The 20,979-nt window shown below is 41.5% G+C and carries 17 protein-coding genes and 2 pseudogenes; 12 read left to right on the top strand and 7 right to left on the bottom strand.

Features of this window, described 5'->3' with window-relative positions:
- Positions 1-381: 381 nt before the first annotated feature.
- Both istB and istA read right to left on the bottom strand, forming a co-directional pair.
- Positions 382-1,131, bottom strand: a pseudogene (gene istB / locus NSQ99_RS18555) (IS21-like element helper ATPase IstB); the annotation flags it as partial.
- Positions 1,128-2,329: pseudogene (gene istA, locus NSQ99_RS18550) on the bottom strand (IS21 family transposase). The pseudogenes istB and istA, both read right to left, overlap by 4 nt.
- Positions 2,330-2,615: 286 nt before the next feature.
- Between istA and NSQ99_RS18545 the strand changes: the two are divergent.
- The 3 genes from NSQ99_RS18545 (at position 2,616) to NSQ99_RS18535 (ending at position 6,124) form a co-directional block, all read left to right on the top strand.
- Positions 2,616-3,032, top strand: coding sequence for a hypothetical protein (locus NSQ99_RS18545; protein ID WP_340838423.1), 417 nt, complete (start codon positions 2,616-2,618; stop codon positions 3,030-3,032).
- A gap of 1,355 nt (positions 3,033-4,387) precedes the next feature.
- A complete protein-coding gene (locus NSQ99_RS18540) occupies positions 4,388-5,395 on the top strand; it encodes a restriction endonuclease (RefSeq protein ID WP_340838422.1) in 1,008 nt (335 codons plus the stop codon).
- 126 nt (positions 5,396-5,521) lie between these two features.
- Positions 5,522-6,124 carry a hypothetical protein gene (locus tag NSQ99_RS18535; RefSeq protein WP_340838420.1) on the top strand — a complete coding sequence of 201 codons (603 nt, stop codon included), beginning with the start codon at positions 5,522-5,524 and terminating at the stop codon, positions 6,122-6,124.
- Between the two features lie 120 nt (positions 6,125-6,244).
- Here NSQ99_RS18535 and NSQ99_RS18530 read toward each other — a convergent pair whose 3' ends face one another.
- Positions 6,245-7,039 (bottom strand): hypothetical protein, encoded by a 795-nt coding sequence (locus NSQ99_RS18530; RefSeq protein ID WP_340838418.1) that lies wholly within the window; start codon positions 7,037-7,039, stop codon positions 6,245-6,247.
- Between the two features lie 357 nt (positions 7,040-7,396).
- On the opposite strand from NSQ99_RS18530, the gene NSQ99_RS18525 reads away from it, so the two are divergent.
- A complete protein-coding gene (locus NSQ99_RS18525) occupies positions 7,397-8,140 on the top strand; it encodes a site-specific integrase (protein WP_340838416.1) in 744 nt (247 codons plus the stop codon).
- A gap of 566 nt (positions 8,141-8,706) precedes the next feature.
- Here the strand turns inward: NSQ99_RS18525 and NSQ99_RS18520 are convergent.
- Positions 8,707-9,888 carry a magnesium transporter CorA family protein gene (locus NSQ99_RS18520; RefSeq protein WP_340838415.1) on the bottom strand — a complete coding sequence of 394 codons (1,182 nt, stop codon included), beginning with the start codon at positions 9,886-9,888 and terminating at the stop codon, positions 8,707-8,709.
- 210 nt (positions 9,889-10,098) lie between these two features.
- On the opposite strand from NSQ99_RS18520, the gene NSQ99_RS18515 reads away from it, so the two are divergent.
- Positions 10,099-10,623, top strand: coding sequence for a hypothetical protein (locus NSQ99_RS18515; RefSeq protein ID WP_340838413.1), 525 nt, complete (start codon positions 10,099-10,101; stop codon positions 10,621-10,623).
- A gap of 54 nt (positions 10,624-10,677) precedes the next feature.
- Here NSQ99_RS18515 and NSQ99_RS18510 read toward each other — a convergent pair whose 3' ends face one another.
- Together NSQ99_RS18510 and NSQ99_RS18505 are read right to left on the bottom strand one after the other, a co-directional pair.
- Complete coding sequence (locus tag NSQ99_RS18510; protein WP_340838411.1) at positions 10,678-11,919, bottom strand: NAD(P)/FAD-dependent oxidoreductase; 1,242 nt, start codon at positions 11,917-11,919, stop codon at positions 10,678-10,680.
- 35 nt (positions 11,920-11,954) lie between these two features.
- Positions 11,955-12,866, bottom strand: coding sequence for an AraC family transcriptional regulator (locus NSQ99_RS18505; protein WP_340838409.1), 912 nt, complete (start codon positions 12,864-12,866; stop codon positions 11,955-11,957).
- A gap of 159 nt (positions 12,867-13,025) precedes the next feature.
- Between NSQ99_RS18505 and NSQ99_RS18500 the strand changes: the two genes are divergently transcribed.
- The 4 genes from NSQ99_RS18500 to NSQ99_RS18485 all read left to right on the top strand — a co-directional run bounded on the left by NSQ99_RS18500 (position 13,026) and on the right by NSQ99_RS18485 (position 17,903).
- Positions 13,026-14,198 carry a galactokinase gene (locus tag NSQ99_RS18500; RefSeq protein ID WP_340838407.1) on the top strand — a complete coding sequence of 391 codons (1,173 nt, stop codon included), beginning with the start codon at positions 13,026-13,028 and terminating at the stop codon, positions 14,196-14,198.
- Between the two features lie 552 nt (positions 14,199-14,750).
- Complete coding sequence (galE, locus tag NSQ99_RS18495; RefSeq protein ID WP_251667437.1) at positions 14,751-15,737, top strand: UDP-glucose 4-epimerase GalE; 987 nt, start codon at positions 14,751-14,753, stop codon at positions 15,735-15,737.
- 30 nt (positions 15,738-15,767) lie between these two features.
- Positions 15,768-17,348, top strand: coding sequence for a UDP-glucose--hexose-1-phosphate uridylyltransferase (locus tag NSQ99_RS18490; RefSeq protein ID WP_340838405.1), 1,581 nt, complete (start codon positions 15,768-15,770; stop codon positions 17,346-17,348).
- Between the two features lie 117 nt (positions 17,349-17,465).
- Entirely contained in the window at positions 17,466-17,903 is a 438-nt protein-coding gene (locus tag NSQ99_RS18485; RefSeq protein ID WP_251667439.1) for a hypothetical protein, read from the top strand.
- A gap of 83 nt (positions 17,904-17,986) precedes the next feature.
- On the opposite strand, the gene NSQ99_RS18480 is transcribed toward NSQ99_RS18485, so the two are convergent.
- Positions 17,987-18,208, bottom strand: a complete 222-nt coding sequence (locus NSQ99_RS18480) for a DUF1128 family protein (protein WP_251667440.1) — start codon at positions 18,206-18,208, stop codon at positions 17,987-17,989.
- A 133-nt stretch (positions 18,209-18,341) separates the two neighbouring features.
- Here NSQ99_RS18480 and yyaC point away from each other — a divergent pair, with 133 nt between their 5' ends.
- From yyaC to NSQ99_RS18465, 3 genes are read left to right on the top strand one after another with little or no spacing between them, the layout of a single operon-like run.
- Positions 18,342-18,899, top strand: a complete 558-nt coding sequence (gene yyaC / locus NSQ99_RS18475; RefSeq protein ID WP_340838403.1) for a spore protease YyaC — start codon at positions 18,342-18,344, stop codon at positions 18,897-18,899.
- Complete coding sequence (locus tag NSQ99_RS18470; RefSeq protein WP_340838401.1) at positions 18,896-19,729, top strand: alpha/beta fold hydrolase; 834 nt, start codon at positions 18,896-18,898, stop codon at positions 19,727-19,729. Before yyaC ends, NSQ99_RS18470 begins: the two co-directional genes overlap by 4 nt.
- Complete coding sequence (locus tag NSQ99_RS18465; RefSeq protein ID WP_340838397.1) at positions 19,726-20,928, top strand: class I SAM-dependent methyltransferase; 1,203 nt, start codon at positions 19,726-19,728, stop codon at positions 20,926-20,928. Before NSQ99_RS18470 ends, NSQ99_RS18465 begins: the two co-directional genes overlap by 4 nt.
- Positions 20,929-20,979: the final 51 nt, after the last annotated feature.

Below are 20,979 nucleotides of genomic sequence, written 5' to 3'. Positions count from 1 at the left end.
TTGCGGAGCACCCGGAGTATTGCGAAGAGACTTAAGGTGGGTGCAGAGCCTTTGCGATCAGTGCCATTCACCACGAAAACAAAAAATCGACGAGTGGAGATTGAGAAAGGAGCGAAACGATGGACAAAAAATATGAAGAAGAACATGAGGAGGCATTAAGCTTTTTCTACGATGAATTTCTGTGTAATTACAGTGAGGAAGATGCAGGTGAAGTGTTCGACGGCTTTGATGACTAATTGCTAGAGAGCAAAAGGATAGTCTAATACTATATTTCTTTTTTTGATGGAATGCAGAAATGAATTCACAGTAGACGAGAGGCTTTGTAAATGTCAACATAAGCATGTACACTTTTGCTCGTTTAAGCATGTACAAAATCACTTTATCTTCTTTCGCTAAATCATCTTTCAAACGGTAGGATTCGCCTACAATCGTAACGACGCTAGCGTGATGTAAAATACGATTTAGAATCGCATTCGCAAGCTTGGGCTCGCGAAATACTTCATCCCATGCCTTGAAGTTTACGTTTGTCGTAAAAATCGTGCTGCGTTTCTCATAGCGCATATCTATTAGCTGAAAAAAGAGCTTGGCATCTTCTTGTTCAATCGGTAAGTAACCAATTTCATCAATAATAAGCAGTTTGTACTTCGTGTAATGCTTCAACCGAGACTCTAGGCGGTTTTCAAGATGGGCTCGCTTTAGATTTTGAATCAGATCATGGCATTTAATAAAGTAGGTGCTTGTTCGTTTCTTGGCAGCTGCGATGCCAATAGCTGTAGCTAGATGGGTCTTACCAACCCCACTAGGGCCTAAGAATACGATGTTTTCGTTTCCTTCAATAAAACGTAAGCTCGTTAAATCTAGCATTTGCTGCTTGTTCACACTGGGCTGAAAGCTAAAGTCAAAGTCAGCTAGCTCTTTCATATGGGGAAAGGCTCCAACTTTCACCATCACATGAATCATATTATGCTCCCGAACTTCAATTTCATAGTTCGTTAGCTTAATGAGCGTATCCATGAACGACAGTTGGTTATGCACGCTAAAGTCAATGACTTCATCTAGATGTGTGATCATTTGTTTAAGCCCAAGATATTCGAGATTCCTGACGGCTTGTTGGTAGGTGGTCATACTCATTCAAATACACCACCAATCGTACGCAAGTTCTTTTTAGCTAACTCATTGATGTCAGGATAGCCTGGCATCGCACGTTGCAGTTGTTCACGGTAATGCTCTTCTTTGTAATTTAATTTTGTATCGCTTACTGGATGTCTAACAAGAAGTTTCGTGTTATAATACGCATACAGATGATTGTCATAGACTTGTATTCCAACCGTTTTTCCTTGGTACCCAGCGGGAACTGAGTACTGTTTGGATTGGTAGGAGATCATGTTTGCCGCATTGATCTTAACAAGCTTATGATGTATGCGATAGGAACTTCTTACACGCTCCGCTGGTAACGGGTGTAGGGAGTTCTTTTCCATTTCTAGGGCAAGAACAGGCACCTTTCCCGTACCTTGGTGAAACGATTGATTCACGCGATCTCCTAGCTTTTGGTTTTGAAGCTCCGGAAGGCTTAACTTTCCTTGGTATGCATGGATTTCATCGAGTAGTTTCATCGGTGCTTCAACCTTACCTTTAGTGTGTGGTCGACCGGCTACACATGGTTTCACCTTAAAGCCAAAGTCGTCAGCAAAGGCAGCAAACTTTGGATTGACTTTACCCTTGACGTATTCGTTCCTAGGCTCATCCATGACCGTTTTCATGTTGTCTGTCAGGATTTCTTCAAAGGCTTCTGTTAAGAAAGATAGGAGTACAGCTTGTGACTTCGTAATGCTCATATGGTAGAAACGAAAGCGTGAGTATGAAAGTAGTAATACGGCCACATTGACCTCAACTCTGACCAGGAGCCGTTTCATAGCGTACGACACTCTGACGTGAAGGAAAGCGACGTCCTTCTGTAAAGTACCGTTCAAACTCGGGCTTGCGAGCGATGTAGACTCTAAAGGTAGAACTGCCACATCTCAAACCGTGGTTATCCGTGAGATATTGCCACAGTACACGCTTGTAGTAAAATACTTGCTTATTATCTTCAGATAATAAATCTGAAATGATGTCATAGTAAGCGTCTAAATTTAGACTCACGATTTCTTCCTTCACTTTTCTTAAACCCATCTAGATATTTCTGAATCGTTCGACGATCCACGTTCATCTTTCTTGCTAATTCACTTTTATTAATTTTCATTTTGAGATTCTCCATTAACAATTTTAGATTAGGTAAGTCTAGTAAACTACGAACCTCAACGTTTGTTTGAATATTTAGCGTCATGTACATCACGATCTCTCCTCTCGAGACCATTATGTCGTAGACAAGCAATTCTGTACATTTTTATTCAAGCGTTTTTGTACATATTTAGACTAGCATTTATACTGTACTCTTATCCATCGTTTTCCCCTTTACACGCCATCACTATCATTTTTTACTTATTCACTCTATACATTAATATAAATAGCAATATCATCTTATATTGGTATTTAACATGGTATAATAAAAAGAAATATGTTAGTTTTTGTCTCTTTTATTCATATCTATATTTATGGACAGAATGGGTGAAGTTTAAATGAGCCAAATGGATAGTTTAATTCAAGAAAACTTAGAAGTCAGCTATAAAAGAGAACGTGTTGGCCAAAGAGAATTCTACTCTTACCATTTCATTTATAACGAAATGAATGAGGCAGAAAGACAGAAGTTTTTTCAAGAATTACATTATTTACATCATAATTCTAAAGTTGTATTGCGCTGTAGGTGCAATCCGGATAAACTCATTGAAATGATTCCTGTTCATAAGGATGATGGCTACCATCTGAGGAGCGGGATAAATATGAAGAAAGATCATATCGAGGGCTGCAATTTTGAGGGGAAACATAATAGTATCTATCCGAATTGGCAAGAAGTAGATGGGATGATTCGAGTTAATTTCGAAGACTACTTAAATGTTGCACCTCACAGCAGTAACACGGTAAGAAGGCACGCATAATGAAGGGGGCGGTCGTACAAGCCCTAATACATTCAATAGGATGACGTTATATTCTTTCTTTATGAGACTACTACTAGACACATGGAATAGATTTATTTCGTCGTGTGCAGCTGGTAAGAATTCGAGATATCCAACCTTAGAAAATATGTATCGGTATATAGAGAAAAAAGCAGAGAAAATCAGTTTGGAAAAAATAATACGATACAGGAAGTACTTTTTGGTGGATACGGGGATATAGCTAAGTTTATTTCTAGGATAAAAATGAGCAAGAATATATGCGCTATGGCGCTCCTACAGTTTGAAGATGTATTTGAGTATTCTGACACCCATGTGCGTATTGTAGGAAGCCATATCATTCATAAAAACTCTTTTGAGATTTTATGTGAGAAGGATAAGTGGAACGATGCGCAACGATCGTTAAGCGGCGTACAAGTCCATATCTTATTGGCGGTTGGATTATGGATACTGGTTACGGTAAACCAGTAGAATACCGATCAGTCACGCTGCTACGCGTTAGTTTACACGGTGTTATTGTCGAGAGTTCGTATGAGCGACACTTTTATAATCATTGTCATAAGCAAAAGTGTCTGATCATTCGACCATTTGAATTACAGTACTATCCTTCCTGGAATGGGATGCTGCCGGACGGACTTTTTATTGACACTCCCATTGAAACTTTCATTGAAATTTTCGGTATGTCTGAAAATGTAGAGATCTATCACGAGAGGAAGCGACAAAAGATAGCCCACTTTTCGTCGTTAAAACAAAGAAGTAAACCATTTGATTTTTGGTATTGGGATGTAATAAAGCAACAGGACATGCCTGAGATCCCATCAAAATTAGTAAGTTTAAAGTAGGTTTCTAAATGGAAGCTCCTGTACGAAATTCAATTTTCACAAAACATGATTTATTCTATTAAATAGGGAGGGATAAACGTGCCACAAGTGAATATAAGGATTGGTCAGAGATGTTACTATGTAGACAACTACTTTCATGTAATCAGAAAATCTTACTTAAAATCATTTATTTCTGATCATGAATGGGAAATACATTATTTTACCGAGGGCAAGAAATCTATTGTCGCGGGAACATTAGGCGTAAATATTTTCTTGACTGAAAAGAAATCTTTATTAACAATGCGTGAGATCAAAGGCTTAGAAATAATCAGAGGTAGCAATGGAGACCGGTGCTCTGAGTGTCTCGATTTAATTAATCATTTAAACCTTTGTTCATGCATTACTTCAGTGTACGAAAACCTTCATAAGGACAATAGATACAAACCCTTAAAGGGATATTATGAAGAATGGAATTCTTGAATAACACTTAAATTAGGTACTTGAAAGGAGAGTTAAGAGATGGGTACAGCCTCGATGAGACGAGGAGTATTAGTTAGACAAACTTCCGAAGTGATTGGTTACAAGGCAGGACTTGCGTTGACGAGGAAAGAATTCGATGACATCATGCCGAAGCAGTATAAAGAGATATGGCAAGGACAAGACGATGAGTACCTACGTATTCGTGCTGAAGTTTTTGATGGTCTTATCGCACACTTGCTTTACGAAGTAGGTAATACATCCAGTCCTGACATGCTACCGCATGTCTCCCTTTCTAGAAAGTATATAAATACACCACAATTACCGCTATATTCTGAGATTAAAAGAGAATGGACTAAGTACCTCTCTAACTGGATTAAACAGAATAAAAATAATAATAACAAAATAATTGATCCGGTACCTTATGTGAAAGAAATAATTGATAAACACGGTACTACAGGCTATCATATCGCAATGGAAATAATAGAAGCTATGTCCAAACAACAACACATTAGTCCTTTTTCAGGTGTTAGAATCGTAGATTGGAAAGACACGGCTGAACTTGCAGCTCTATTTAAGAGTCGGTCATTAGAGACGCAATACGGAACGTTTTTTGATCAGCGTTATATTGATTTTTTGAGTCAACAATTTGAGCGGATCGGTGATATTCATTGGCGAAAGTTCGAAGCTCTTACTTGTGAATTTTTCGAACGCCACGGTTATTATGTTGAGATTGGTCCAGGATCGGATGATGGAGGTATCGATGCTCGTGCATGGCTAAAAGATCCAGCTTCTGATGCTCCACCAGCAATCCTTATTCAATGTAAACGACGTAAAGAAATGGTTGACTCAGGCGTCGTCAAAGCATTGTACGCAGACGTATTGCATGAGAAAGCGGATAGGGGCTTAATTGTTACTACACGTAGCCTTTCACCTAGTGCTAATGAAGTGAGGCTTGCTCGTGGGTATCCCATTGATCAGGCGGATAGGTCAACACTGAAAAAGTGGATCGAAGTCATGCGTACGCCAGGCACGGGCATATTTATGTGATGAATAATATTAGAGGCTAGTAGATGCTGCACGTCTTTACAGTATTTGATAGATTGGTATAATTAACAATACAATAAAAACTATTAGCTTTTGTAATGGTGAATCTTAAGTAAGGGACGGATCAACTTGTTATTTACTTCAAATCCAGATATTTACAAGAATGCTTACCCTAATTGGCAAAAATCTTTCAGGCAACGTAACGATTTGTTTGATCTATACTCTAGACATTTCAAAGAGGCGGCTGATAAGCTAATTGACTCTATTGGAGACAACCGTGGCCATGTTGCTGATAGTATCATAAACCCAGCACTTTTCTTGTATAGACACTCTATAGAATTAGCACTAAAAGCTATCTTGTATCATATCTACATGTCATCAGATTTAGATGAGGAAAAAATTGAAGAAAAACTAAATGGACATAGCCTTAATAGTTTATGGTCCAAGGTTAACAATGAAATTAGGAGCAAATATAAATTTGGATCTAAGCAAGATGAGAAAAATGAATTTAAAAAAATAGGCGCATTAATTAACGAATTGTATGAAACAGATGATAGTTCAATGATTTTTAGGTATCCATTTGATACAAAGCTTAATGAGTACACATATGGAGATGGCAAAGAAAGTTTTAGCATTGATTTCATTCATTTCAAAAACCAGCTAGATTATTTACATGTTAGATTAAGGTATTGGATCTATGATCAGATTACAGAGGCTTGGAACCACGAATAGGGTATTTACTACGAAATATTGAGTATGTTGTTAGCACGATACAAAATAAGCCGATGCTCTAAAGTGAGCATTGGCTTATTTTTACTTAACTTTACGAGCCGAATTCCATAATAATGAATCTTATACAATGCTCCAATTCAAGCAAGGGTTCTTAGAGCTATCTAAGTAATTCAAGTTTGTTTTGACCGTTTGGATATAGTGAGATAACGTATCTGAGAAGATCATGCCTGTGATCGGTATATGTGAGCTGTTTTTATTATTGCTAATATCATGTAATTCCAGTCTGTGTGGTCTTCTGGCACCATGGGGGAATTGATCTAACAAATGGGTCTTGATTCGCTTCGATCTTATCTGACTTCTATATATCGGATACCATATTAGGTAGGGAACACTTTTTTGATCGAGTTTGCTCGCAAGCTCTTTAACCCGTTTCATTTCAGTAACAGGTGCTTTTGTGTAAAAAGGATCAATAAAAACAAGATCTGGTGAGTTAGTAAGATTTAATACTCCGGTGAAGCCATTTCCATGAGTGTAGCAAATCTCTGTATGATTGCTGATATGGGGAGCAACCGCAGTACATACACTTTGATTAATCTCAAAGATCGTTTCTTTGAAAGATTTGATCTGTGATTTTTTTAATAGGTCATAAACTTGCATCCAAGATGACAGATAAGAATACCGTGCAGCTGATGTTGGTGGGTTATTAATTTGTGTATAAAGAGTTGAAGGCAATGAATAGTTGTATTTTTTGCTTAAGTAGTAATATCCAAGTGGTGCGCTACCGTTATGTGTTACGGTATGATTATCGTAATTCCCATGAGTCTCTACGTAGTTAAAATTTTCCTTCCTAATTAAATTCACGACTTCTAGTAATACATTATGTTTCCAGACGTCGCCAAAGTTTGCCGCGCTCATTCATATATCGCATCCCTTCGTATTCGTTCAACTCAACTAATAATATCTTGTATTTTAATAGTTTGCCAATATATAGTAGTATATCGGCGGCAATTCAATAAATGCAAAGTAACCCTTTATTTGATTTGGAAATAAGCACATGGATAAAATATATTTTTGTTACTATAACCAAACTATTGTAACTAAAATGTATTTAATATTTTTATCAAAGATTTGAAATGGTTACAATAATATACTAACTGGTTCAGCCTCCGTATTAAAAGACACAGGCTTTAATAATTTATCATTCATTGATAACGTGGAACATACGTTCTAATTTTGGTTATGACATGCTATAATTAAACAGAGGTGATTAATATGTCTAAACCATTAGATATCTTAATTGATACATATACATTAAGCCTTCGGAATCGAAATTTATCCGAGTTGACGATTTCTTCCTATACCAGTACATTATCTCGATTTATTTCCTTCTTAGAAGATAAAAAATACGTCACTAGTATAGGTGATGTTACAAAAGATCATATTGAAATGTACCTGGCTCAATTAAAGCATCCCGCTACAATAAAGAAAAATGGAGTAATCGTAAAAAACGAAAAGGCTAATGAACCGTTAGAAGCAACGACTCGAGCGACGGTCATTGCGGCACTTCGTTCCTTTTTCAAGTGGGCGCATGCACATAGTTACATTACGACCAATCCAGCTGCGTTAATAATTAATCCGCGCACAGCAAGAAAAAATGTAAAAACAGTATCCGAAAAAAATGTTAAGAAGTTATTTAGCAAGGCAGAGCAATCGAAGTTCCCTTCAAGAGATCGCTTTATCTTTACACTGATGCTTTCAACAGGACCTCGTGTTCAAGAAGTAGCTAAATTGAAAATTGCTCATGTCAATAAAGAGGAGCGGAAAATATTCATATCCGGAAAAGGCAACAAGGAGAGAGAACTATATATTTCTGATGCATTATTGGAGGACTTAAATGAATATTTATCCGATCGAGAAAAAATTCTAAAAGAACACGGGAAACTCGATGAGGAAAGTTTGCTTATTAGTCAGAAAGGCGCTAGGCCTCTATCTAAGCGCGGATTGCAAGGTACCTAATTCCAATGAGGGTTCAAACGCTCGGCTTTCAGGACCAAGAAGATGAGGTGAAACTAGAGAACGAGTAGCGCAGCGTACGTTAGTTGGTACGTGAGCAATGGAGTTCACGGTTGAACCCCATATTCGCCGCCGACTAAACTACAAAGAAGTAACCTCGTCATCAAAGTCGTGCTTTTGAACCAACCAAATTACAATGAAGGTTTCAAACGCTCGGCTTTCAGGACCAAGAAGATGAGGTGAAACTAGAGAACGAGTAGCGCAGCGTACGTTAGTTGGTACGTGAGCAACGGAGTTCTCGGTTGCACCTCATATTCGCCGCCGACTAAACTACAAAGAAGTAACCTCGTCATCAAAGTCGAGCTGATTAAACCTACCAATTTCAATGAAGGGTTTAATCACCGGCTTTCAGGACCAAGAAGATGGGACGATACTAGAAACCGAGGAGCGTAGCGTACGTTAGTGGTACGTGAGCACCGAAGGTTTCGGTAGCGTCCCATATTCGCCGCCGATTAGGCTACAGCGCATAGCTTCGTCATCAAAGTCGAGCTGATTAAACCAACCTCTACCTATTTGCGTTTTCTTGATGGTAGCGGGCCGTCCACCACCTGCTCCTGCTTAACCTCTCGCTGAAGCTTTTGTTTTCCTCTGTGCTTCCGAGAAGGTAGTGCCTGCTGCTCTTCCATAGCATGCTTATCTAAAATCATCTCATTGAGCTTATGCTGCTTTATATTTTTTCGTTTTGAATGCGTGTCAAGAATATCGCCAGTCCAGCCCTTTCGCCAAAGCAGGAAATAAATAAATCCAGTCAATATCAGGATTGCCCCAACCATATAGAGGAACCCTAGCGGCTCTTGCTTAAACGGCAGATCTATAAAGTTTGTGCCCCAGATCGCACCAATAATGGTTGCTGGCAAGCAAATGGCAGTGAAAATCGTAAGCGTACGGATAATTTCATTGCCTCGAAAATTAGATAACGCATCATCTACAGAGATAAGCGTATCGATTTCAATAGCATAATGCTTTAGCAAATGATCAATTCGCTGCAGCCGGTATTGAATGCGAGAATAGCCCTCGCTCGCCGTTAACAACTCCAAAAAGGCTTCCTTTGCAAGACCCTCTAGCTCACGAATCGGTAAATACAAATGACTATAATGAAGCAAATCATAGCGACGCTCAATAATGATCTCCAGTAAATCCTTGCGATTACGATCCTTCATGTCACGTTCCAGCTCGCCTAATCTTTCTTCAAACTGATCTAAGCCGATATGTATGCTCTCAAGTAGTGTGCCTAGCATAAGAAAGAAGGCTTCAGGTGCATTGGAGCAGCGCTCATAATCTTCAAGCAAATGGAATTGTTGAAGACGCAGTGAGATCCGAGCGTCTCGATGCATGGTTAAAAGCTTTGTTTCCGAAAGCCAAAAATGAAAGGGAGTCGTATCGGTCACATCCTTAGACAGCTGTACAATAATCGTCCCTTGTACAACTGATCCGTAACCGTCAATTTTTTTGATTAATATATTATTCGTAAATCGTTCATAGCTGTCATTAATCCAAACTGCAGCTTCAGGATAAGCTTGAATGAGCTCTTGCTTCTCATTCATATAGCGTTCATCTGATTCTTGTAAGGAAGCCGCTATCGATCTGGTACTGGATTGCTGCTGCCTTCGCTGCGTAGCAACGGAAATATGCTTTAGCTGCAGAACATGCCATTCCCAGCCCGTCATATAACGAAGATTTCGATGGATCAACGGATCTGCAACCTCCTTTTTATCACGTGCGTACAAACATCTACTTAACATCATAGCGTAACCGAAAACATGGCACAACTATAACAGTCAAATAATACATGATTAGAACTTATCTCTGAATATTCGACAATTCCCTTCGTTTGTGAGTGATCCAGAAGCAAATGGGGAATAACAACAATGAAATTGTTATATGTATGAGGAGGTTTAGAAATGATTACAAAAGTTCTGCTATATAATAGCGAGCATGATTGTGCGGAAGGATTAAAGGCTTTGGAGAACAGCGGAGTTCCAGCTAATCAGCTGCGGGTAATTGTATCTAATGTGGAGCATAGCCGTCTGCTAAATGCAGAAACAGCCATTCATATTGATTTGTTAAGTGAAATAGCTGCTGCCAATCGAGGACAGGATGACCTTATTGAACGCGCAGATGAAGGATTTATTGTGCCGTTCTTCACACCACAAACTACTCTACAGGTGCCACTTGGTGGTATACCTGGTATTGTTCAGCAGGATTTTGAACAAGAGCACGGTGTTCCGTCACTAATGGAATATGGCTTAACAGAGGAGACTGCTCATCGTTGTTTACATGCACTTCGCGCTGGGCAATGTGTCGTATGCATTGAGGAGGAGGCGAATGACTCAGGCTTGTTCAATCAATTAAGCCTTGGCTTTGCTGACGAACGAGAGCAGCACGTTCCAGATGCTGGTGCAGCTGAAGTGTTGATTAATGAATAATGAAGCCTTTGCCTCTATTCCTTGTTAACGGGAGTAAAGGCAAAGGCTTTTTAGTTATCTGGAAAGTCTGGAAAGTGAAAGCATCGACAGCAGCTCATGCTCGGCAGTATTTGCATTGCCGAGCACGATTGGTACGGCAAGCATTGCGCCAAGCATGCTGTAAATCGTCCCGTTACCTCCATAGCCTAAAATGTACACATGCTTTGAATTGGAAGGATCTAATCCAATGTAAGGTAAGCCATCCTGTGGTTCGTAAAAGTAAGCGTTCCAGCTTTGATAGGCAGCAGCATGAAAGGAAGGGAAGAGCTCGTTAAGCTTCGCGAGCAGCCTATCAATATGTCTGTTAATGGAAGGCTTGTCTCGATCAAGCTTGGATGAGGTTTCATCCAGACCGCCGATGATTACACGGGAATCGGGGGTGGTTCGAGCATACAAATATGGCCTTGCGGTTTCCCACAGCAGCATCCCATTATACCAGCTGCTAAGATCAGCAATTGGCTCTGTAACAACGACATATGAACGATTAGACTTAACATTTAATTCTGTGAGCTGCAGCTGCTCAGAATGGTAGCCAACGGCATGGACGATATATTCAGCTTCAATTGTATACTGATCATTAATAAGAACAGAGAAAGCTCCGTTGTTATGCTGCCGAATTGACGATGCCTTAGAATGTTCAAACAGCTTTATCCCTCGTTGGCTTAAATATTGAGCGAGCCTGATGACGAATAAATGCTGATTGATTTCAGCATCTTGATGCGTGACTAGGGCCAATCGTTTCGAAAATGGAAAGTGCTGCACAATGATATGCTGATCCCACAGCTCACAAGGCAGATCAAGGCTAGACAAAGCTTCATATTCCTTTTGTAATTTATCAATATCCTTTAGATCCGAGCAATATTGCATGCTTGATCGTGACTGTAGCTGGCAATCTCCTACTTCTTGCTGCAGCAGGGATGCGATTCTTCGAACTTCATCAATTGCACGGAAGCAGCTTCTATAAAACAAATCAGCTTTTTGCCTACCAATCATTTTACGAAGCTCATGCAGCATAAGATCACTACAATATTGCAGCAAGCCTGTGCTTGCCAGTGAACTGCCTTCCGATATTTCTTTCCCTTCGACTAGAACACATTCGATATTTTGCTCATGCAGCTTAAACGCAGTAAGTAGGCCTGACATGCCGCCACCAATAATTAATACTTTCGTTCGGAGCGACTCACGTAGAGTAGGCCACTCTGTATCGCCTGTCGTAAATGTGTTCCAGTAATTAGCTCCTGTATGAAGCTCTTTCATAAGGGAATCACCTCGGAATTAGTATGCCTTGGTGATCAGTCTTCTAATACTTGTTTTCGATAAGATGTAGGTGATTGCTGATAGGCTTTCCGAAATTGCTTAGAAAAGTAAAGCGCATCCTGAATTCCTACCGAGGCAGATACCTGCTCAATCGTAAGCTCAGGTCGTTCTCTCAGCAAATGTCTTGCATGATCAAGGCGCAAATTAAGTAAGAAAGTGCTCGGAGGCATGCCGACCTTCTGCTTGAACAATCTCGATAAATAGGCACGATTATAGCCAAATGCTTCTGCCATATGCTCAATGCTGACGGGATGTGTATACTGTGAAGTCAGATAGTGCACCATTTGTTTATGAAGCTGCTGCTCTGCATGAGATGAGCTTGGCAGCAGCTGAGCTTCTGGGAGCTGCTTCTTTCCGTAGTCTGACATTATAAGCTGGAGCAAGCCTGATGCTCGTATAGATGAAGTCACATGACCTTCGCGAAACGCTTCTAGTATTTGCTGATAGCTGGAGGCTGTATGGTTATAATCATCTAAGGATACAACTTCACAAGTGGGCTGAAACCCTGCAAGTGCAACGAGCTGATTAGCCTCATCGCCAGTGAACGCAACCCATCGGTAATGCCACGGATCATTTGCGTCCGATTCATAGGATATGAGCTGATTGGGGCGAATGAGGAATGTATCACCTGCCTTGAGTTGATAGCGCTCATGCTCCGTAACATAGCTGCCACGTCCACTTAGAACAATGTGCATAAGGTAAAAGCTATATACTTTAGGACCAAGCCGGTGGTTGGGGAGTGTCTGACTTTCCCCTGCGAACAGGACATGCAGGCTGCCGTTTTGCTCCATGCTTGGATTAGAAGCAACTCGATAGCTTTCTGGTTTATAGACAGCCTGCTTGTCTGGTGGCTGCTCCTCTGGTCGATTGAATGAGGTATGGAACATTGCTAACCCCTCCTTATGTACATTGTACCGTATTGAAATGATGTGTAAAGTCACATTAGTCCATACACATTTCACTTGTAACCATTTAGTTAAATGAGTTTAATGTCTATAATAAAAGCAAGATCTACAATAACATTGTTGTAAAGGATGGTACGATTCATGGCGAATATTCAAGAGTTGAAAAATGAATTTGTAAAACGCTTTGGAGCTTCCGAGCAAGACATTCATGTGTTCCACGCACCAGGTCGTGTTAACTTAATAGGAGAGCATACAGATTATAACGGAGGCTATGTGTTTCCGGCGGCATTGACGTTCGGTACGACGCTAGTGGTTCGCAAAAGAGAGGATAAAGGTCTAGGACTAGCCTCTACAAATTTCCCAAGCACTAGTGTACTGAGCGTGGAAAAAGTAGTTTATGACGAAGCCGATGATTGGATGAATTATCCGAAGGGGATCGTAAATGAGCTTCATCAGCAGGGAGTCGTATTCAGCTCAGGATATGATCTGTTGTTCCACGGTGAAATTCCTAACGGTGCTGGACTATCTTCCTCCGCATCCATCGAGGTGGTTACTGCGTTCGCGCTGCTTACGCTTGAGAAGCAACCAGTGGATACGGTGAAGATCGCATTAATGGCACAAAAATCAGAGAACGAATTTAATGGTGTGAAATGCGGAATTATGGACCAATTTGCTGTAGCAAACGGCAAAAAGGACCATGCAATATTGTTAATGTGCGATACGCTGGAGTATGATCTTGTTCCATTCCAATCCGGCAGCTACAAGCTTGTTATCGGTAATACGAACAAACGTCGTGGTCTAGTTGATTCAGCCTACAATGAACGTCGTGCTCAATGTGAGCAAGCGGTACAGGATCTACGTCAGGCTCATCCTGAGCTAACATTGCTCGGTCAGCTATCGCTAGAGCAATTTAACGCTTCAAAGCATCATATTAAGGATGAGGTTGTGCTTAAGCGCGCACAGCATGTCGTTGAGGAAATTGATCGTGTGTTGAAATCAATGGACGCACTAAAACAAAATGATCTCGAGCAATTCGGTCAATTAATGAATGGCTCACACGATTCACTGCGCGACTTGTACGAGGTTACTGGAGCTGAATTGGATGCAATGGTTGATGCAGCACGTAAAGTCAACGGCGTATTAGGCGCGCGTATGACAGGAGCTGGCTTTGGAGGCTGTACTGTATCTCTTGTTCATGAGGATTCCATCGAGCAGTTTAAGGAGCAGGTTGGTAAGGAGTATACAGAGAAAACGGGGTTGGTGGCGGAGTTTTATGTGTGCTCTATCGGAAACGGCGTAGAACAGCTCTCCTAGAGCGGACTTTGATGACGATGTGTTGCGTTGTAGCTTAATCGACGGCGAATATGGAACGCTACCGAAACCTCCGGTGCTCACGTACCAATAACGTACGCTGCGCTCCTCGGTTTCTAGTATCGTCCCATCTTCTTGGTCCTGAAAGCCCGCTTGCGGACTTTGATATCGATGATTATGCTAACGCAGCATAGTCGACATCGAATCTTGAACGCTAGCGAAAACTCCGTTGCTCACGTACTAACTAATGTACGCTGCGCTACTCGTTTTCTACTAGCGTCCAAGCTTCTCGGATCTGAAAGCCCGCATTTTGAACCTTTATTGGAAGTTGAAGTTCCTTTTTCGACAGTCACTCAGTAGTGCCTACGATGCGGACTCGCTTACAAGTCGCGAGTCTTGTGGGTATTGGATAGCTGAGACTATATGGAATGCTATCGCGGCATCCAGTGCTCACTTCGTAGTACCTACGTTGCGGGACTCGCTTACAAGTCGCGAGTCTCTATTAAGAATAGTAAGACACGTTTTTATATATAAAAAATTGAGGGAGATGTTATCATGGCGGTTTTAGTTACTGGTGGTGCAGGTTATATCGGTTCTCACACGGTTGCTGCTTTGCAAGAACGCGGTGAGGAGATTGTAGTCATTGATAATTTACAGCAAGGCCATCGAGAAGCGCTTTTAGGCGGCAAGCTGTATGTTGGGGATTTGAGAGATGGCGAGACGCTTGATAAGCTGTTCAGCGAAAATCAAATCGATGCGGTTATTCATTTCGCAGCAAACTCTCTTGTTGGCGAAAGCATGAAGGTGCCAGGCAAATACTATCACAACAACGTGTACGGAACGCTTTGCCTGCTTGAAAAAATGAATGAATATGGCGTGAAGAAAATCGTCTTCTCCTCGACTGCAGCTACGTACGGCGAGCCAGAAAATGTGCCTATCGACGAATATGATCGCACAGCACCTACGAATGCTTATGGTGAAACGAAGCTCGCTATGGAGAAGATGATGGGTTGGTTCGATGTTGCCCATGAAGTGAAGTATATTTCACTTCGCTACTTTAACGCTGCGGGTGCACATGCGAGCGGTAAAATTGGTGAAGCGCATGATCCAGAAACGCATCTTATTCCTATCGTGCTTGAAGCAGCACTAGGCAAGCGTCCACATATTTCTGTGTTTGGTGATGACTATGCTACTGAGGATGGTACATGTATCCGCGATTACATTCATGTAAGCGATCTGGCAGATGCACACGTGCTTGCGCTTGATGCTTTGCGTGCAGGCAAGGATAGTGCCATTTACAATCTTGGAAGCAGCAATGGCTTCTCTGTAAAAGAGGTAATCGACATCGCACGTGAAGTAACTGGTCGCGAGATCCCAGTTGTTATGGAACAACGTCGTGCGGGAGATCCAGCGGTACTTATCGCATCGTCAAGCCGTGCACGTGAAGAGCTTGGCTGGAATCCTTCACGCAGCAATTTGAAAGAAATTATTGCAAGTGCTTGGAGCTGGCATCTTAACCACCCTAACGGCTACAGCAAGTAATATTACGTCAAGAAGGAAGGGGAATTAATTATGACAGCACAAGGAGCAGCAGAGCAGGCGCAGTTGCAAATTGCTCGCCTAGTTCAATTCGCCGAACAGCAGCAGCTAATTAAAGCTGCCGACAAACATTATGCAACCAATGCATTGCTGGATTTGTTCAGCTTTGATGAGCCCTTTGATGGGGAGGTTCCAGCAGAGCAGCTGACATCTCCGATCGATCCTTTGGAGCAGCTGCTGGATTACGGCTACAGCATCGGACTTATACCTGAGAATACACTCACATATCGTGATTTGCTTGATGCCAAAATTATGGGGATATTCGTACCTCGACCTTCAGAGCTTATTGCAAGCTTCAACCAGCTTATGAAGGAACAAGGCGTAGAAGCAGCAACGAATATGTTCTATAAGCTTAGCATCGACAGCAATTATATCCGAATGGATCGAATTGCAAAAAATCCGAACTGGCTGCATGCTACGGAGTACGGTGATCTGCAAATGACGATCAACCTATCGAAGCCAGAAAAGGACCCAAAGGAAATTGCATTGTTAAAGACGCTTCCGCCGGCTAAATACCCAAAATGCTTGCTTTGCGTTGAAAATGTTAATTATGCTGGTCGAGTCAACCATCCGGCAAGGCAGAACCATCGCACGATTCCTTTGACGCTACAGAACGAGGAATGGCACTTGCAATATTCGCCGTATGTTTACTATAACGAGCATAGTATTGTGTTCAAGGGTGCGCACGAACCGATGGCGGTTACCCATAGCTCGATGGCACGCTTGCTTGATTTTGTTGAGCAGTTTCCGCATTATTTTATCGGCTCTAATGCCGACCTGCCAATTGTGGGAGGCTCTATTCTATCTCATGATCATTTCCAAGCAGGCAAGCATGTTTTCCCTATGGAAACAGCAGCAATGGAAGCAAGCTTCACATCAGAGGCTTACTCAGCTGTTAAGCTTGGCATAGTAAAATGGCCAATGTCGGTCATTCGTCTGCAAAGCCAATCGAAGGAAGAGCTTAAAGCGTTGGCTGCAGCTATTCTAGATGCATGGCGCGCATATAGCGATCCGGCAGCGGATATTTACGCATTCTCTGAACAAAATGGAGAACAAGTGCCTCATAACACGATTACACCGATTGCACGCTTGCTTTCTAGCGGAGAATTTGAGCTTGATCTTGTGCTTCGCAACAATCGTACAAGTGAAGAGCATCCAGACGGAATCTTCCATCCGCATAAGCATTTGCACCATATAAAAAAGGAAAACATTGGATTAATTGAAGTGATGGGATTAGCAGTGCTTCCTGGTCGCTTAAAGGAAGAGCTGGCACAGATAGCATCGATTCTTAGCAGCGGAAGCACTGATGGAATAGAAGCAGCAAAAGCTGCGGAGCATCCACTTCATAAGCATGCCGAGTGGATTGCGTCACTAGCAGAGCTGCATGGAACAGACTTGTCCGAGCAAGCTGCACAGCAGCTTGTTGAGGAGCAGACTGGTGCCAAATTCCTAGATGTACTGAAGGATGCAGGAGTTTATAAACGAACGGTAGAAGGTCAAAAAGCATTTAAACGATTTATATATTCTTTAAACTTTCATGAACAATTGAATTAATTGACAAAAAATTCCCATTTGATAGCAACAAATGGGAATTTTTTATTGTAATTAAATATGGATTGTGGTATTTTCTATATAATAATATAAGTAAATGTCGATTGTGGAGGGGTTGTAATGGTCGAAAAAATGCTGCCATTAGAAGATTTCTTGAAACTTGATTCAGATGAGCAGGTAGAAAAACTCAAGCGCTGGAAAATGAAATATACATTGAAGGACATAAGAGAAGCGTGGAACTTTAAGCACTCAGCTCAATACTATATGCTATTAAAAAAGTTACGCATATATGAGCGTGTTGTTAATAAGTCTGACAAATTTTATCCTCAGGCTGATAATCAGCGGTTAGGTGCGGATGGAGTATGGCGAACTTTCAATGAACAATCGAACAGCTTGAGCGATCATTTCAATTTTCAACTCAACACAACGATTACAGGGACAGAGCTTGCTGAAAAATTAGAACGGATTGCTTATTTTCTTAAGGGTGAAGCTAAAAATGTAAGTGTTAAGCTATCCATAGTCATGAGTGAAAGTGACAATAAAACAGAATTAGCATAAAAAAAGACTGTAGCAGTATGATGAGCCTCGATACGTACGTCATTCGATAACAATACGGAGGATCAACCGCTACAGTCTTTTTACTATTTACGGAGCTTTCCTAGCTCGGATACGAGTGCTTCAACTTCACTAATACTAAAGTTCTCTTTCGATGCAACGATCTCATAGATGTCTTTAATATCCTCGTAATTATTCAAATTAAAGCTTGATGCCTGCATTGCTGCTGCAGAAGCCATTTTAAGCTTAGATTTAATTGCCTCAATCATAAATACCATATTATCTACAGATGCTTGCTCCAAATTCATCCTATTATCGCTCCTTAACATAACGTTATTGGTCATTGTACCACGAATTTCGGCCCAATCACTAACAAATTGAACTAAGCTTTAAAATTCGATACAATAGACGCTGTATAAACTAGAAGGGAACTAGCATTAGATGAAAGAATTAGCTAAGCTCCACGAGAAGCGTGACGCTGTAGTATGCGAACATAACGTAGCGGAGCTGTTCCATTTTTTAAGAGCTATTTATGAACAATGTCCACTTCCTGAGGACATTGTCTTTATTTGCATAGGTACAGATCAATCGACAGGCGATTCCTTTGGTCCATTGATGGGTAGTATGTTAATGAAGATGGGATTTCCTAATGTGATAGGCACACTCGCTTTTCCGTGTGACGCTTACCGGGTTGAAGCGCAGGTTCAAGCACTTCAGCAGCAGTCGAAGCATGTTGTCGCTATCGACGCTTGCTTAGGGAAGCCAAAGCAGGTTGGGCAGTTTATTATGAATGACGGTCCATTGCTGCCAGGAGCAGCTACTGGTAAAGGCTTGCCGGCAGTTGGCGATTATAGCATTGCTGCCGTCGTTAACGAGATCGGTCCAAAGGCATACTGGAAAATACAAAATGCTTCGCTGTATGTCGTTATGGAGCTTGTCGAGGTGCTGTCTACACAATTTTCAAAGGTATGGGGAATGAACAAGGAGGGTTTGATATGAAAACACAAACGATGAGCAACAATAGCTTTACACTTAAAAATGGACTAACGATTGCTTATTATGATTCAGCCCCGGACAAGCAGCTGCCGGTCGTAGTGCTGCTGCATGGGTATTGTGGGAGCTCATCATACTTTCAAGAACTCACTCCGCTGCTAGAGCGCAGCTGCCGCGTCATTACTCCTGATCTAATCGGCCATGGAGCCTCTGCTTCATATGAACAAGTCACGTATGCATTGCAGGAGCAAGCACAGTTTATGATAGAGTGGTTGGATGGAATAGCAGTTTCGAGTGCCGTGATGCTTGGTCACTCACTAGGTGGTTATATTACACTAGCTGTAGCAGAGCAGAAGCCGTCGTTCTTATCAGCATTTGGTCTGCTGCATTCTACAGCATTGCCCGATTCGGAGCAGGCTAAGCAGAATCGGGAGCAAGCGATACGCACAGTTCAGGAGCAGGGTGTACAGTCGTTTGTTGATGGTTTAGTCCCTAAGCTTATAGCTGCGGATCATCCACAAAGGACAGCGCTCATTGAGATCGCCTCAGCGATCGGCTACTCAACAACAGCCGCAGCTGTGTCTGGGTATGCTAGAGGCATGAAGGAGCGACCAGATCGTACGTTAGTCATTGAGGAGACAAGTCTGCCTGTTCTGCTTATATCTGGTGCTAAGGATGCCATTGTAAGCTCGGAGAACACCTTCGCAGGCCGCAACGCTTCGACCGAATGTCACATTATTGCAGAAGCAGGTCATATGGGCATGCTTGAGGCACCGCAGCAGCTTGCTGCTATTATCGAGAAATTTATCTCAACTAAAGGAGAGACCATAGATTGAATACGAAAAGCAGCGCAGAAGTACAGCTAGAGCAGGAGCTGGTAGAATGGATCGAGCAGGATTCACTCTATCAGGTTATATTAAGTTCACCGAAGTCGAAAAATGAAGAGCTGACAGCAAAGAAAATAATTGTTCGCCCAGTTCAATTGAAACAAGGGCTATATTACCAGTTTGAATCATATTATGCTAATAAAGTACTGCATGAAAACGTTTCCCCCGCAGATACAGCAGAAAAACTTATGCAACTTATGATCAATCAGTATAAGCAAACCAACATTAAGCAAAAGCATTGCCAGCTTCATATTTTAACGAATAAAAAGGGACAGCTAACGATTAAGCGTAAAGAAGTAGAGCAAGTGAAAGAGATTGCTCCACGTACGCATAATCGACAAAAGCATAGATTGTTGGAGGAAGGTAAGCCGATTGCTTTTTTAGTCGAGCTTGGCATCATGACAGCCGATGGAAAGGTTCATGCGAAGAAGCAGGATAAATTCAAGCAAATTAACCGTTTCCTTGAAATGGTTGAGGATGTAGTCGATGCATTGCCGAATGATCGTACGATCAAGATTATCGATTTTGGCTGTGGTAAATCGTATTTGACGTTTGCACTATATCACTACTTAACAATTGAACGAAACCGTAGTGTAGACATCATTGGGCTAGACCTAAAGCAGGATGTGATCGCTTTTTGCAACAGCTTGGCGCAAAAGCTGCAATATGATCAGCTTAAATTCATCGTTGGAGATATCGCTGACTTTAATGAGCTCTCAGAAGCTGATATGGTCGTTACGCTACATGCCTGCGACACTGCGACGGATGCTGCTATTAGCAAGGCCGTTACATGGGGAGCTGCCGTCATCATGTCTGTACCATGCTGTCAGCACGAGCTGTTCCCGCAAGTTAAAAGTGAGCTGTTAGCACCATTGCTGACTCAGGGCTTATTGAAGGAAAGATTCTCTGCCTTGGCAACGGATGGAATGAGAGGACAGCTGCTTGAGGTAATTGGCTATAAAGTGCAGATGCTAGAGTTTATTGACCCCGAGCACACACCTAAAAATTTAATGATTCGAGCAGTAAGACCTAAAGCATTAACCTTTAATCAATCAAAATGGGAGCAGTATCACGCATTTAAGAGCTTGATAGGTGTTGAGCACACATTAGAGAAGCTGCTTGATGAAGAGTTGCTGAAAAACAGATAGAATTGGAAATATTTAAGCATTACTAATTGTAGTTTTCTGGATGGTTTGCTA

Origin of the sequence: Paenibacillus sp. FSL W7-1287, assembly GCF_038004245.1 — a bacterium.
GTDB lineage: Bacteria > Bacillota > Bacilli > Paenibacillales > Paenibacillaceae > Pristimantibacillus > Pristimantibacillus camelliae.
This window is presented reverse-complemented; position numbering and strand designations above follow the sequence as displayed.